This window comes from Bacillus sp. FSL E2-8887 (genome assembly GCF_038007205.1).
GTDB lineage: Bacteria > Bacillota > Bacilli > Bacillales > Bacillaceae_G > Bacillus_A > Bacillus_A mycoides.
The window spans coordinates 2,217,656-2,231,786 of sequence record NZ_JBBOWS010000001.1 but is presented as its reverse complement, the minus strand read 5'-3'; the positions used below and the strand labels follow the sequence as shown (position 1 = coordinate 2,231,786).

Here is a 14,131-nt window from a genome sequence, read left to right as displayed (position 1 = left end):
TTTACCAAAAAATTCATGATATCGTTAACTAGTCGAGTATACGTCATTACTTGACGATTACCCTTAGGAGCCCCGCAGACAATCGGGGTTCCTTTTATTTAAATAAGGATTTTGTTTAAACTTTACAAAACTCACCTATATTAAACTATCTTCTAAAATTCCCATTGAACATTTATAATACTTTTAAACGGTTTAAATTCTACAATCAGTAATGGAGGCATTTTAATGGGAAACATCCCAAAAATATCATCACAACAATCAAATCCTAAGATACCCTCACAGCAAGTGAACGCTAACACCAAACAAGGTAATAATAAAAAAACAAGACGCCGTATTATAACTACTTTAGCTTTTATATTACCTGTAATTTTTGTCCTTCAATATTCTCTTAATAACCAGCAAGAAATGATTAAAGAGAAACAAATCACGGTTAATACGGAGCAACAAAAATTATCTACTTTAAAGAAGGATGGTCATACCCTTAAAAATGATGTTAAAGTTTTAACAGGTAGTGAAGAAGAAGTTTTAAAATTCGCAAGGAAGCTGTATGGATTTTCCAAACCGAATGAAACTATATTTCAAATAACTGAATAAAATTACACTGTATTATCCAAAAGGCGATATGAAGATAATCGCCTTTTTATATTTAATTTCTAAAGTAATCATACTAATCTCTCTTTCTATCAAATAACTATTTTGTTTAATTTATTAAAATACAACCGCTTGTCCATTTCCCTTTGCTCTATCATTACATTTACTATTAGTAATACGATTTTTAGAGGTGATATATAATGGACGAGTTTTTATCTTTTGCTGCACTTAATCCGGGTTCTATTGGACCTACACTTCCACCTGCTCCACCCTTTCAATTCCCTACCGGTCCTACTGGTTCTACTGGATCAACCGGATCAACTGGTTCTACCGGATCAACCGGACCAACCGGACCAACTGGACCAACCGGACCAACTGGACCAACCGGACCAACCGGACCAACTGGACCAACCGGACCAACTGGACCAACCGGACCAACTGGACCAACCGGACCAACTGGACCAACCGGACCAACCGGACCAACTGGTTCTACCGGATCAACCGGACCAACCGGACCAACCGGATTTAATCTTCCTGCTGGGCCTGCATCTATTACCTTGACTTCTAACGAAACCACAGCATGTGTATCCACTCAAGGAAATAATACTTTATTTTTTTCGGGTCAAGTATTAGTAAACGGTAGTCCTACTCCAGGAGTAGTGGTCAGTTTTTCATTTAGTAACCCTTCTCTTGCTTTCATGGTTCCTCTTGCGGTCATTACCAATGCTTCAGGTAACTTTACCGCTGTATTTCTAGCCGCTAATGGGCCTGGAACAGTAACCGTTACTGCTTCACTTCTTGATTCTCCTGGAACAATGGCTAGCGTCACTATTACCATTGTGAATTGTCCGTAACGGTTTTATTTTTAAGGACTAAGCAATATCTAATAAGATGAGCACTGATTTACAGTGCTCTTTTTTATCATTGGGATGTTCCTTTCAAATGAAATTTCGTAACACCCTACTAAAATAACGCTTTTATTAAGAACTAATGATCTTTATATTTCTTAAGCTTGTCAGCACAAGTAATTTTTATAATTAGTTAAATTCTCAATATAGTTTGTGTATATAATTCCATTCAAAGATACATAATACCCACGTAACTATTTAAAAATACTTTGTTTTTATATCTAAGTTCAAAAAGGAGCTACATAACATGGATAAAAAAGATTTATTAAGTCAACAACTTGATTCTGTGTCATTAGATGCGCTGAATACCCCTAGTAAGGCCCAAGAACAACTGCAAGAAACCTCTCAGGAGGCACATAATTCAAACAAAAAGGACAGTACTCAAGCTTTACATGGCGAAGATTTACCAATTTCAGATGTATATAGAACAACGAACAAACAGTAAACTTAAAAGGGAAAAAATCTTAAGAACGAGTGAACTTAATTCTTTTCCCTTTTCCTATTTAAATAACACTTTTATATGAAACCCGTACACATTTTTGACACATCCACTATCACAATCTCCTGAAAATTCGTGATAATATTAATTTGTCGGATACGCCAAATTTCGACATTGAACGACAATAATATCTCCCTTATTGAATCCCTGTCCCCCAGGGATTTCTCCTTTTATTCATTACTTTTTTCTTCACTAAATTTTCATTCTTAACAAAATTCAATCACTCCATTGAATAGACAGCTATAGTATCCTATTTTGATAAAAACTAAAAACAAACAGATATACTTAACACTAATAGTAGATTTTTTAACTTCAAATTTACTTTTTCTCTCTTATCTTTTTGTAAACATTAAAAATGAGCTCTATTTACATAGAGCTCATTCGTAATTTTATAGTTTGCTAGACTGTAACCCCTGAATAAACGGAACTACTTCAGGATTTACAAGTGACGATAAATCTCCTAACTCTTTTCCTAAGTAAGCTGCTTTAATAACACGTCGCATTACTTTAGAATTTCGTGTTTTTGGTAAATCTTCTACAACGTGGATGTCTTTTGGACATAAAGCTTTACCAATATGAGAGTTTACTAAACTCATTAATTCTTTCTTTAATTCTCCTGAGAATGTTACACCATCTCGTAATACAACAAAACAATGACAAACTTCTCCTTTTACATCATCCGGTACACCAACTGCCGCTGCTTCTATTACATCATTATGCTTCACAAGAATAGATTCATATTCAGCAGGCCCAATACGTTTCCCTGCAATATTTAGCGTATCGTCTGAACGTCCTGTGATGATGTATTGCTCACCGTCATAAATGACCCAGTCCCCATGAACCCATTTATTTTCAAAGCGTGACCAATATGTGTTTACATAACGTTCATCATCTTCCCAGAAACTTTTCGTCATACCTACCCAAGGTTTTTCTAAACATAATTCTCCGACTTCATCTCGAATTGGTTTACCTTGATCATCAAGTACAACCGCTGCCATTCCTGGTAAAGATGCGTTAAAACTAATCGGTGCGATCGGCTTAATTAGGACATTCCCGAAAATCCCACCTGAAATTTCAGTTCCACCTGAATAGTTACAAATTGGTACTTTACCTTTACCAACTGTATTAAATAACCACATCCATGGGTCTGGATTCCAAGGTTCTCCTGTTGATGCGAATACTTCTAAACTCTTTAACGAGTGTTTATTTACATATTCATCACCTTTTGCCATTAATGCACGGATTAACGTTGGTGAAATACCGAGATGAGTAATTTCATATTTATCGACTGTCTCCCATAAGCGGTCTGCTTCTGGAAAGTCTGGGACACCTTCATACATAACCATTGTTGCGCCATTAATTAAAGAGCCGAATAGTAAAAATGGTCCCATCATCCAGCCCATATCAGTTACCCATAATACTCGGTCGCCTTGTTTTATATTCATTCCAAACCCTGCATCAAATGCAGATTTTAGCGGGAAACCAGCATGTATGTGTACTGTCCCCTTCGGCTTACCAGTCGTTCCAGATGTATATATAAGCATTAATGGATCATCACTGTTCATTTCTTCAGCATGTATAAATGGTTTTTCTTTTTCTAACGTACTCCATGAAAAATCATAATTATGCGGTGTAAAATCATTTCCTGCATGACGAACAATTACCACCTTTTCAACAGTTGGACAATGTTCACAAGCTTTATCTACTTCATCTTTTAATGAAACAATTTTCCCACGGCGTGAAAAGCCATCTGCGGTAATAACCATTTTTGAACCAGCCGCTTGTACACGTGTCATTACTGCATCAGCAGCAAAACCTGAGAATATTGGTGAAATAATCGCTCCAATTTTCATTACCGCTAACATAGCAACAACTGTTTCAGGAATCATTGGCATGTAAATTGTTACACGATCACCTTTTTCAATACCAGCATGTTTCAAACCGTTGGCAACACGGCTTACCCAGCTGTCAAGCTCTTCATATGTAAATGATTTCGAAGTTCCGTTTTCCCCTTCATACATAAGTGCTGCTTGTGTTTTCGTTTTATCGTCTGCAAGCCAGCGAGATAAAGCAGATTCTACAACGTTACAAGTTCCCTCAGTATACCACTGTGCAAACGGTGTACCATTTTCTAAATCTAACACTTCTGTATATGTTTTCATCCACTGATAGCCAACTGCTCTCTCAGCTTCTCCCCAAAACCATGCTGTTTCTTCAATTGACTTATTATAAAAAGCTTCGTAATCTTCATAGCCTAATGATTTCATCCAACCAAATAAACGCGTTTTTTCTTTATATTCTTCTGTTGGAAACCAAACTGCTTGTTTCAATGTTTTCCCCTCCTTGACTTTTTGAGCAAGAAAGCCCTAAATAGGGCTTTTAAACTGGATATACAGGATGTTTACGATCCGTGAATACTTGATATTTGCTCATATACATTTCGAATCGTCCTTTTAACTCTTCACGTAAATTATTTGGATGAACAATACCATCAATCACCATCTCTGATGCTAAACGGTAAATATCAATATCTTTCTTATACTCTTCTCGTTTTTCAGCAATAAAGCTTGCACGCTCTTCTTCTGGTAAAGCTGCAATCTTATTTGCATATACAGCATTAACCGCTGCTTCTGGACCCATTACTGCAATAGAAGCTGTTGGTAATGCTAAGCAGCAATCTGGTTCAAACGCTGGACCTGCCATTGCATATAAGCCAGCTCCATATGCTTTTCGAACGACGATAGAAATTTTCGGTACAGTTGCTTCACTCATTGCAGAGATCATTTTTGCACCGTGACGAATAATTCCGGCACGTTCTACTTTTGTACCAATCATAAATCCAGGTACATCTGCAAGGAATAATAATGGGATATGGTATGCATCGCATAAATTTATAAACTTCGCTGCTTTATCAGCTGAATCGTGGAATAATACGCCGCCCTTCATACGCGGCTGATTTGCAATAATGCCAATTGGCTTACCATCAATACGTGCTAAACCTGTAATTAGTTCTTGAGCAAATAATTTTTTCACTTCAAAGAAAGATCCTTCATCAATAATTCTGTTAATGAGATCTTTCATATTGAAAGGAGCATTTTGATTTTCTGGAATGATTTCTTCTAACGTTTTATCGAACTGTTTCGGTTCTTGAGGTGTAATCAAAGGAGTCTTTTCTAAATAGTTACTTGGAAAATAAGAAATATATTGTCTTGCTTGCGTAATTGCATCTTCTTCTGTTTTACATAAAACATCTCCGCATCCTGATACTGAGCAATGCATACGTGCTCCGCCCATTTCTTCTAAAGTTACCTTCTCACCGATAACCATTTCAGCCATACGCGGAGACCCTAAATACATAGAAGCATTTCCTTCAACCATCATAACAACGTCACAAAATGCTGGAATATACGCACCACCAGCCGCCGAAGGTCCAAATAATAAACAAATTTGTGGCACTTTACCAGATAATTTCACTTGGTTATAAAAGATTCTTCCTGCACCGCGGCGTCCAGGGAACATTTCAACTTGATCTGTAATACGCGCTCCAGCAGAATCAACTAAATAAAATAACGGTACACGTAATTTTTCTGCTGTTTCTTGAATTCGTAGAATTTTTTCAACTGTACGTGCTCCCCATGATCCAGCTTTTACAGTCGAATCATTTGCCATTACGCACGCAGTACGACCATGTATTTTACCAGTCGCAGTTACAACACCATCAGCTGGTAATCCAGTTTGTTCACAATTTGCAAATAATGCATCTTCCACATATTCACCATTATCGAATAAAAGAGCTAAACGATCTCGAACAAAAAGTTTCCCTTTTGCTTTGTTTTGTTCATGATATTTCGGTGCCCCGCCTTGCTTAATTGTTTCAACTCGTTCTTCAAATGAATTAGATTGTTGTTTTTGATCTAACATATTTACTCCCCCTTATACATTGGTTTGCGTTTTTCCTTGAATGCCTGTAATCCTTCTAATCTATCTTTCGTATGGATTACGCCCTCATACGCCTGTTTTTCCATTTGTAAGCCGGTATGTAAATCTACTTGAATTCCATTTGAAATTGCTTCTTTTGCTAATCGAACAGCAATTGGACCATTATTAGCAATTCGATCTGCAATTTCAATTGCTTTCTCTTCTAGTAAATCAGCTGGTACTACGAATTCTACTAAACCATATTCTTTCGCTTCTTGCGCCGAAATACGTCTTCCTGTATAAATTAATTCTTTTGCTCTACCGACTCCAATTAATCTCGGTAAACGCTGCGTACCACCTGCTCCAGGTATAATTGCAAGAGAAGTTTCAGTGAGACCTAGACTTGCAGTGTCAGAAGCAATTCTAAAATCACAAGCTAAGCTTAATTCAGTACCTCCACCAAGTGCGATTCCATTAATAGCAGCAATAACTGGTTGTGGTAATTGTTCCACCATCTCCATAGTAGAACGAATCATACCCACAGCATGGCGAACTTGTTCTTCACTCATGTTGGCACGCTCTTTTAGATCAGCACCAGCGCAAAATGCTTTTTCGCCATCCCCTGTTAAAATAACAACGCGCGTATTTGATTCTTCGTTTATTTGAGTTAATATAGTTTGTAATTCTTCTAATAATGCCAAAGATAATGAGTTTGCTTGTCTTTCACGATTTAACGAAATCTTTACAACGTGCGGTGTAACATAGTCAACTGAAATGTTTTGTAATTGTAGCATCTTCTCACCTACTTATCGTTTTATGTTGAAGCGCTCTATACACATGACTCGGTAATTGGATATTTAACTTACTTTGAATAAACTGACTAGCTCTCAATAACTTTTCTTCATCAATATTAGTTTGGACTCCCAGCTTATGGAGCATATGCACTAAGTCATCAGTAGCAACATTACCCGATGCTCCTGGTGCATAAGGACATCCTCCGAGTCCACCACAAGAACTATCAAACGTTGTAATACCATATTCTAAAGACTTAACTACATTCGCCAGAGCCATTCCATACGTATTATGAAAATGCATTGCAAACTGCGAAGCATCATACTTCTTTAATAGATGTTCTAATACTTGTTCTACTTGTAATGGATTCGCTACACCAATCGTGTCACCGAGAGAAACTTCATAAATGCCGTATGAAAATAGTTGATTACATATTTCGTCAACTGCTGTGGCACTTATATCCCCTTCATAAGGACATCCAAATACAGTAGAAACATAGCCTCGTACCTTTTTACCTTCGAACGTTGCCTGTTTTGTTATATCTTCAATTACAGCTAATGCTTCTTTAATAGATTTATTAATATTACTTTTATTGTGAGATTCACTTGCTGATAAAAAAACATTCACCTCATCTACATTTTGCAAAAAAGCTCGTTCCAAACCATTTTGATTTGGAACAAGCGCTGCATATGTAACATTTGGATCCCTTTTTAGCTCAGAAAATACATCACTTGCATCTGCTAATGCAGGAACCCATTTAGGGTGAACGAATGAGGAAACTTCAACGTACGACAATCCCGCTTCTGTAAGTAGTTGAATCCATTTTACTTTATCTTTTGTGCCAACAATCTTTTTTTCATTCTGTAAGCCATCACGTGGCCCGACTTCTTTAATGACAGCAAAATTAGGTAGTTTCAATTCGCTTCCCCCTATATCTCCCTATTCAATTTCTAGTAATACATCTCCTTCATTTACAAAATCGCCTTCTTGTACGTTAATTTTCATAACAGTTCCGGCTTCTTCTGAAACGATTGGAATTTCCATTTTCATAGATTCCAAAATGACGACATCCTGCTCTTCCTCTACTGTATCTCCTACTCCTACAACAATCTTCCAAACATTTCCTGCCATCGATGCATATACTTTCGTCATCATTTTTTCCCCCTTAATATTCATAAATCTTACTTTTTAACAAGTTGTTTCGTTACAAAACCCGTTGTATAAATACCACTTTTGAACACATCGTCTCCGAGTACTTGCAGTAACATTGGTGTGTTTGTTTTAATACCTTCTACTTTTAACTCTTCTAGAGCAATTTTTAATTTTGAAATCGCTTCTTCACGAGTTTCACCATGTGCGATTACTTTCGCAATCATTGGATCATAGAAAGGTGTAATCGTTACTTGATTCTCCAAAAAGTGATCAATACGTATATTTGTCGGTAACGTTAAATCTGTAATTTTCCCAGGTGATGGGAAGAATGTTTTCGGATCTTCTGCATAAATACGAGCCTCAATGGCATGACCACTACGTTTTACATCATCCTGTGTAAATGATAGCTTCTCACCATATGCGATAAGTAATTGTTGTTCAACTAAGTCTAACCCAGTAATTTCTTCTGTAACTGGATGTTCTACTTGTAATCTCGTATTCATTTCTAAGAAATAAAAGTTCTTTTGATCATCTACAAGAAACTCAACTGTACCTGCATTTGTATAACCAAGTGCTTTAGCAGCTTGTACAGCAACTTCTCCCATAGCCTTTCGTGTACCCTCATCTAAAAATGGTGAAGGTGCTTCTTCAATTACTTTTTGATTTCGGCGCTGCACTGAACATTCGCGTTCCCATAAATACACTGTATTACCATGTGTATCTGCTAAAAGCTGAATTTCAATATGATGTGCATCTGCTATATAGCGTTCTAAGTACATTTCTCCGTTACCAAAGAAATTTTGCGCTCTTGTTTTATTACTTTCAAATGCTTTGGTGAGCGTTTGCTCAGTTTCCATCAACTGCATTCCAATGCCTCCGCCGCCCGCGGATGCCTTAAGCATTAATGGATAACCAATTTGTTTTGCAATTTCAATTGCTTCTTCAGCAGTTTCTATATTTGTAGTAATGCCTGGAACTACTGGTACATCTGCTGCTTGCATCGCTATACGTGACTCAATTTTACTTCCCATCTTAGTAATGATTTCTTCTGAAGGACCGATAAATACGATTCCTTCTTCTTTACAGCGAATCGGAAAAGATGGATTCTCTGATAATAATCCGTACCCCGGATGGATTGCTTCAACATTTGTCTTCTTAGCTATTTCAATAATTTTTTCAAGGTTTAAATAGCTTTCTTGGACACGTGGACCGCCTACTAAGTAAGCTTCATTTGCCAATTTTACATGAAGGGCATTTTCATCAGCCTCAGAATAAATAGCAACGGTACGAATGCCAAGTTTTTGACAAGTTTTCATAATGCGAACTGCGATTTCCCCGCGATTAGCAATTAATATTTTTTGAAACATAGTGACTCCTCCTTTTTATCTACATCCTAAATGTCTTGCAATTACGAGACGTTGAATTTCAGAAGTTCCTTCACCAATTTCTAAAAGTTTTGCATCACGAATATATCGTTCAACTTCATATTCACGCATATAGCCATATCCACCATGAATTTGTACTGCATGATTTGCTATACGACTTGCAGCTTCAGATGCAAACAACTTTGCCATAGCCGCTTCTTTACCGAAAGGTTTATCGTTATCTTTTAACCAAGCTGCCTTATGTACTAAATTACGCGCTAATTCTACTTCAGTCGCCATATCAGCCAATTTAAATTGAATCGCTTGGAAATTAGAAATCGGTTTTCCAAATTGTTGACGTTCTTTCGCATATTGCAATGCACGCTCAAATGCAGATTGTGCAATACCTACTGCTAATGCTGCAATTGAAATACGTCCTCCATCAAGTGTATATAAGAATTGTTTAAATCCTTTATTTACATCACCAAGAATATTTTCTTTCGGTACACGTACACCATCAAGTACGATTTCACAAGTATTAGAAGCACGAACACCCATCTTATCGTAAGGGCTTGAAATCGTTAATCCTTCACTAGTAGTCGGTACGATAAATGCAGAAATACGTTTTTTACCATTGTCTTCAAAACCGTTGATAGCGGTTACAATAATTGTATTTGCATACTCTGCGTTTGTAATCCAGCACTTTTCACCACTAATAACATATTCATCGCCATCTAAAATTGCTTTCGTTTGTGTGCCCCCTGCATCAGATCCAGCATTTGGCTCCGTTAATCCGAAAGCACCTAACGTTTTACCTGACGCCATTGGAACTAAAAATTTCTGTTTTTGTTCTTCTGTACCGAAATAATAAATTGGAGAAGCACCTAATGAAATTGTTGCAGCATAGCTTAAACCTGTTCCACCACAAGCACGACCAATTTCTTCAACAGCTAACGCGTACGATAACGTATCGCCACCTGAACCTCCATACTCTTCCGGGAATGGGATACCTAATAATCCTAGTTCGCCCATTTTTTGAAATGTTTCATATGGAAATTCCGCAGTTTTGTCATAATATACAGCTTTCGGTGCGATTTCCTTTTCAGCAAAGTCACGTACCATTTCTTTAATCATTTGTTTTTCGCGAGTTAGAGTAAATTCCATTCCGCTACACACCCCTTATCGAATATTGAGTTTCGACAGCGTGCGAGTTTCTACTACAAACATTACTTCTTAAAAGACACGAATATTAGTTAGACAATTGCTATAATTCTGTCATAACTTAATTTTAAAACAGATTCTGTACCAATGCACAAAAAAATTCCTACATTGTTCTACAACAACATAGGAGGTTTTGTGTCGAATTATGTAATTTATTGTTTAATAATCTCTACCTTTTCCCGAATCAGAAATTTCTACTAACCCTTCAGGGTATGGCTCAAAATATGTTTGTCTTAATAAATACTTTTCATCAAATCGAATGGCCCATGATTTTAAAATTGTAAGCAAACTACTAAGTGGTATTTTCTTTTCTGCATATTTTTGTATCAGTTCTAGAAAATGATCTTTTTCTTGTTTTTTTAGCTTTGTTTTAAAATATCCGAAAATGTGCTCACATACATTTACATTCGATGTATAGCGAGGCGCGCGCATAAATAATTCATATAAAGTCTTCTCATAGTTATCAAATACGACTTCCATTGTTTCATTTTTTTGATTTGCAATAATACGCCCTAATTCTTTTTGTTTCACCTGATTATATGCCATAAATAAATACTTATAATCTGATTGAAACGCTACGAGTTCTTTTATGTTTTTAGTATGTTTAATCATTTTGTAATGCGCGATTGTAAACAATCTTGTAAAGAAATGCTCTCTAATAATAAAATTCGACAATCTACCTTCTTCTTCAATTGGAAGATGCGAAAATTTTTTTATTACTGCTCCGCCAAATAATCCAGTTCCTTTTCCTTTTACTGGCCCTTTTTCAAAACCAGAATAGATTTTCACATCACGAGTTCCGCAACTTGGCGAACGATTCTTCAAAATAAAACCGTCAACTTCAGGTAATGTTTGTAAAAATGTATTTGAAAATTCATTCATTTTTTCAGTTACATCTTCTCGTATTGACGGCTGTACAAGCCTATTCGCTCCATTTTTTTCTACAATACGTATCGTTTCACGAGGAGTCCCTAAACCAATTTCTACTTCAGGACATACAGGTATAAATGTAACAAATGGCTGCAAGTTTCGAATTGTTAAATCTGGAACCATCTCTCCATTATAACGACAGGCATCAAATTCTAAACATTTACTTACAACAATTATCGGTTTAGCAAATTGTCGCATCACATTACCTCCGTGGCGTTAGTCCATACAATATAAATTGAATCGTATTTTCAATTTCCACTTCATCGTCCCATTTCTCTTCCGGCAATAATAAAAACCTAGTTAAGAGCAACCCTAATACAGCTGATAAAGTAAGACGTAATACGGAAGATGGCGGAAGTTCAATAATTTCCCCTTCTTCTTGAAACTTTGCAATCAGCTTTTTAAAATGTACAAGCAGTTCTGTTTCTATTAATTGTTGTATTTCACTTTTTAGTTCCGGCTGAAATGGTACTTCTTGAATTAATATTTTTATCATTGGAAAGTGCTTTTTAGCAAATTCAAATCTATTTTGAATTATTACTCTTAAAAGCACTTCATACGATTCATACTCTGTTTTAAATATTTCTTTTGCAAAGGCTTGTACGAAAAATGGTGCAGCAAACTTTGTTAAGGTCGGCATCACGACTGCAAACAATAAATCTTTTTTCGTTTTATAGTAGCGGAAGATTGTTCCTTCCGCTACACCAGCTCGCTTTGCAATTTCACTCGTTGAAGTTGAGGCGTACCCTTTTTCTCCAAACATATCAACAGCTGCCTCTAATATACGCATTTGACGTTCATTACGTTTATCAGTATTCGTTGCGGCAACTAATTCTTCCAGCCAATCCTTCTTCATTTATTGTGCTCCTTTTTATCATCATTATATTTTGCGATGTTTCTTTAATGCAAATACATTTCCTACTGCAAATAATAGTGAAAAAAGTAGTAATACAGTAAGATCTAATGCAATCTCTGTAAACCCTTGATTCCGAATCATTACTTGTCTCATAGCGTCAGCACCATATGTGAGTGGAAATAATTTACCTAACATTTGTAACCATGTATTCATGGATTCCATTGGAAACAACCCAGAAAAGAAGACTTGTGGCACGATAACAAGCGGTATAAATTGAATCATTTGAAATTCATTATTTGCGTATGCCGATAAAAATGTGCCTAATGTTAGTGCAGTTAAAGAAAGCATACATGTTATAAGTAGCGTTAGCCATATTGAGCCAGCTACATATAAATCTAAAATATAAACTGAAAAACTTACAATTATAATAGATTGTATAAATGCAAAGATTCCAAAACCAATAATATATCCTAAAACTATTTCCCATCTTCTCACTGGTGTGGACAATAATCTCTCTAATGTACCACTTAAACGTTCTCTTACAAAAGATACTCCGGACAATATAAATACAAAGAAAAATGTAAAGAAACCAATTAATACGGGACCAAGCCCATCGAACATCGTAATGTCTTTAGAGCCATGTAAATAATCCACTTCAGGCTTCATCATTGATACATCATTCTTCTCTGTACTCTTTTGCAATACTTGAAGTACCGCACGGTTTTTTGATGAATCACTGCCTTCTAATAGAAGATTCATTTTTCCATTTTCTAAATGAATTACTGCATCTACCTTTTGCTTTTCTAATTCCGAAATTGCTTTGTCTTTACTATATTCATAAATTGATGCTTCTTGATTTTTCATTACTTTTACTATAGGAGCAGGTACATCGACTACAGCAATATGCGGTATATAGTCTTTTTGTGTAAATACTAGCGACAATAACCAAAGTAATAACATTGGTGCCCCAAACATCATTGCTAAAGAACGCTTATCTCGAAAAAATTGACGAATGATACGGATGACTACACCATTAACTCTCATGATTCAATCACTCCTTCTAACATAAAGACATCTTCAATTCGTCCAGAAGATGTTTGTTTTTTCAATTCCTCCGGTGTGCCAATCGCAACTAAATTCCCTTCTCTAATTAGCCCTAGACGTTCGCAAAACTCAGCTTCATCCATAATGTGCGTTGTTACAATAATAGTTGTTCCTTTCTTTTTAAGGTCATAAAACTTCTCCCAAATCGATTTTCGAAGTAGAGGATCTATCCCAACTGTTGGCTCATCTAAAATTAATATTTCTGGTTCATGAAGGAGTGCTATCGCTAATGATAAACGTTTTTTCATTCCACCTGAAAAATGCTGTACTTGCTTTTTCATATGCTCTGATAATTGCACAAGTTCAAAAACTTCTACGATTCTCTCTTTCTTACGCTTACCTTTTAACCCATACATCGTTGCAATAAAATCTGCATTTTCATATGCCGATAGTTCTTCGTATAATGCATCAGCCTGAGCCATATAACCAATTCTTTTCATTTCATTTAGATTAGGCATGTTTGTATTAAAAACAATTACATCCCCTGTAGTTGACTCATTAATACCTGCAATCATTTTAATGAGTGTTGTTTTCCCTGATCCGGAAGGTCCAACCAAGCCAAAAATTTCTGCTTTTTCTACTTGCAGCGAAAGGTTATGCAAAACTTCTTTTTTCCCAAAACTTTTTGATACATCTCGTAAAATAATTGAAGGTTGCTGCACTAAAAATCCCCCTTTTCTTTAAAATGAGTGAGTACTCACTTTTATTTTACTCTCGAATTATTATATGTCAAACTTTTCAAACATATATTTTTTCTGTTATTTACTAAATCAATGAAACAGAGTCGACATTAGAA

15 protein-coding genes and 1 pseudogene are annotated in these 14,131 nt (G+C 36.1%); 3 read left to right on the top strand and 13 right to left on the bottom strand.

Annotated elements, in window-relative coordinates; translation table 11 throughout:
• Window positions 1-225 precede the first annotated feature (225 nt).
• Entirely contained in the window at window positions 226-594 is a 369-nt protein-coding gene (locus NSQ08_RS11130; protein ID WP_340774653.1) for an FtsB family cell division protein, read from the top strand.
• Between the two features lie 197 nt (window positions 595-791).
• Window positions 792-848: pseudogene (locus tag NSQ08_RS11125) on the top strand (exosporium leader peptide-containing protein); the annotation flags it as partial.
• Window positions 849-865: 17 nt separating this feature from the next.
• On the opposite strand, the gene NSQ08_RS11120 reads toward NSQ08_RS11125, so the two are convergent.
• Window positions 866-1,168, bottom strand: a complete 303-nt coding sequence (locus tag NSQ08_RS11120; protein WP_340774651.1) for a hypothetical protein — start codon at window positions 1,166-1,168, stop codon at window positions 866-868.
• Window positions 1,169-1,213: 45 nt separating this feature from the next.
• On the bottom strand, window positions 1,214-1,429 hold the full coding sequence (locus NSQ08_RS11115; RefSeq protein WP_002085442.1) for a hypothetical protein: 216 nt from the start codon (window positions 1,427-1,429) through the stop codon (window positions 1,214-1,216).
• A 317-nt stretch (window positions 1,430-1,746) separates the two neighbouring features.
• On the opposite strand from NSQ08_RS11115, the gene NSQ08_RS11110 reads away from it, so the two are divergent.
• Entirely contained in the window at window positions 1,747-1,944 is a 198-nt protein-coding gene (locus NSQ08_RS11110) for a hypothetical protein (protein WP_002189672.1), read from the top strand.
• Between the two features lie 443 nt (window positions 1,945-2,387).
• Here NSQ08_RS11110 and NSQ08_RS11105 read toward each other — a convergent pair whose 3' ends face one another.
• The 11 genes from NSQ08_RS11105 to NSQ08_RS11055 form a co-directional block, all read right to left on the bottom strand.
• Window positions 2,388-4,328 carry an AMP-binding protein gene (locus NSQ08_RS11105; protein WP_340774641.1) on the bottom strand — a complete coding sequence of 647 codons (1,941 nt, stop codon included), beginning with the start codon at window positions 4,326-4,328 and terminating at the stop codon, window positions 2,388-2,390.
• Between the two features lie 49 nt (window positions 4,329-4,377).
• Entirely contained in the window at window positions 4,378-5,919 is a 1,542-nt protein-coding gene (locus NSQ08_RS11100) for an acyl-CoA carboxylase subunit beta (RefSeq protein ID WP_002017014.1), read from the bottom strand.
• A 2-nt stretch (window positions 5,920-5,921) separates the two neighbouring features.
• On the bottom strand, window positions 5,922-6,710 hold the full coding sequence (locus tag NSQ08_RS11095; RefSeq protein ID WP_002065524.1) for an enoyl-CoA hydratase: 789 nt from the start codon (window positions 6,708-6,710) through the stop codon (window positions 5,922-5,924).
• A 4-nt stretch (window positions 6,711-6,714) separates the two neighbouring features.
• A complete protein-coding gene (gene mvaB, locus NSQ08_RS11090) occupies window positions 6,715-7,626 on the bottom strand; it encodes a hydroxymethylglutaryl-CoA lyase (protein ID WP_002017011.1) in 912 nt (303 codons plus the stop codon).
• Between the two features lie 21 nt (window positions 7,627-7,647).
• Window positions 7,648-7,863 carry an acetyl-CoA carboxylase biotin carboxyl carrier protein subunit gene (locus tag NSQ08_RS11085; RefSeq protein WP_001985297.1) on the bottom strand — a complete coding sequence of 72 codons (216 nt, stop codon included), beginning with the start codon at window positions 7,861-7,863 and terminating at the stop codon, window positions 7,648-7,650.
• A gap of 26 nt (window positions 7,864-7,889) precedes the next feature.
• A complete protein-coding gene (locus NSQ08_RS11080; protein ID WP_002141843.1) occupies window positions 7,890-9,227 on the bottom strand; it encodes an acetyl-CoA carboxylase biotin carboxylase subunit in 1,338 nt (445 codons plus the stop codon).
• A 15-nt stretch (window positions 9,228-9,242) separates the two neighbouring features.
• The gene (locus NSQ08_RS11075; RefSeq protein WP_002032227.1) at window positions 9,243-10,388 is read right to left on the bottom strand and encodes an acyl-CoA dehydrogenase; all 1,146 of its coding nucleotides are present in this window, start codon (window positions 10,386-10,388) and stop codon (window positions 9,243-9,245) included.
• A gap of 216 nt (window positions 10,389-10,604) precedes the next feature.
• Window positions 10,605-11,573, bottom strand: a complete 969-nt coding sequence (locus NSQ08_RS11070; RefSeq protein ID WP_242245539.1) for a YbgA family protein — start codon at window positions 11,571-11,573, stop codon at window positions 10,605-10,607.
• A 4-nt stretch (window positions 11,574-11,577) separates the two neighbouring features.
• Complete coding sequence (locus NSQ08_RS11065; protein ID WP_002065518.1) at window positions 11,578-12,231, bottom strand: TetR/AcrR family transcriptional regulator; 654 nt, start codon at window positions 12,229-12,231, stop codon at window positions 11,578-11,580.
• Between the two features lie 24 nt (window positions 12,232-12,255).
• Entirely contained in the window at window positions 12,256-13,275 is a 1,020-nt protein-coding gene (locus NSQ08_RS11060) for an ABC transporter permease (RefSeq protein WP_002085449.1), read from the bottom strand.
• Complete coding sequence (locus tag NSQ08_RS11055) at window positions 13,272-13,997, bottom strand: ABC transporter ATP-binding protein (RefSeq protein ID WP_002032219.1); 726 nt, start codon at window positions 13,995-13,997, stop codon at window positions 13,272-13,274. Before NSQ08_RS11055 ends, NSQ08_RS11060 begins: the two co-directional genes overlap by 4 nt.
• Between the last annotated feature and the right edge of the window lie 134 nt (window positions 13,998-14,131).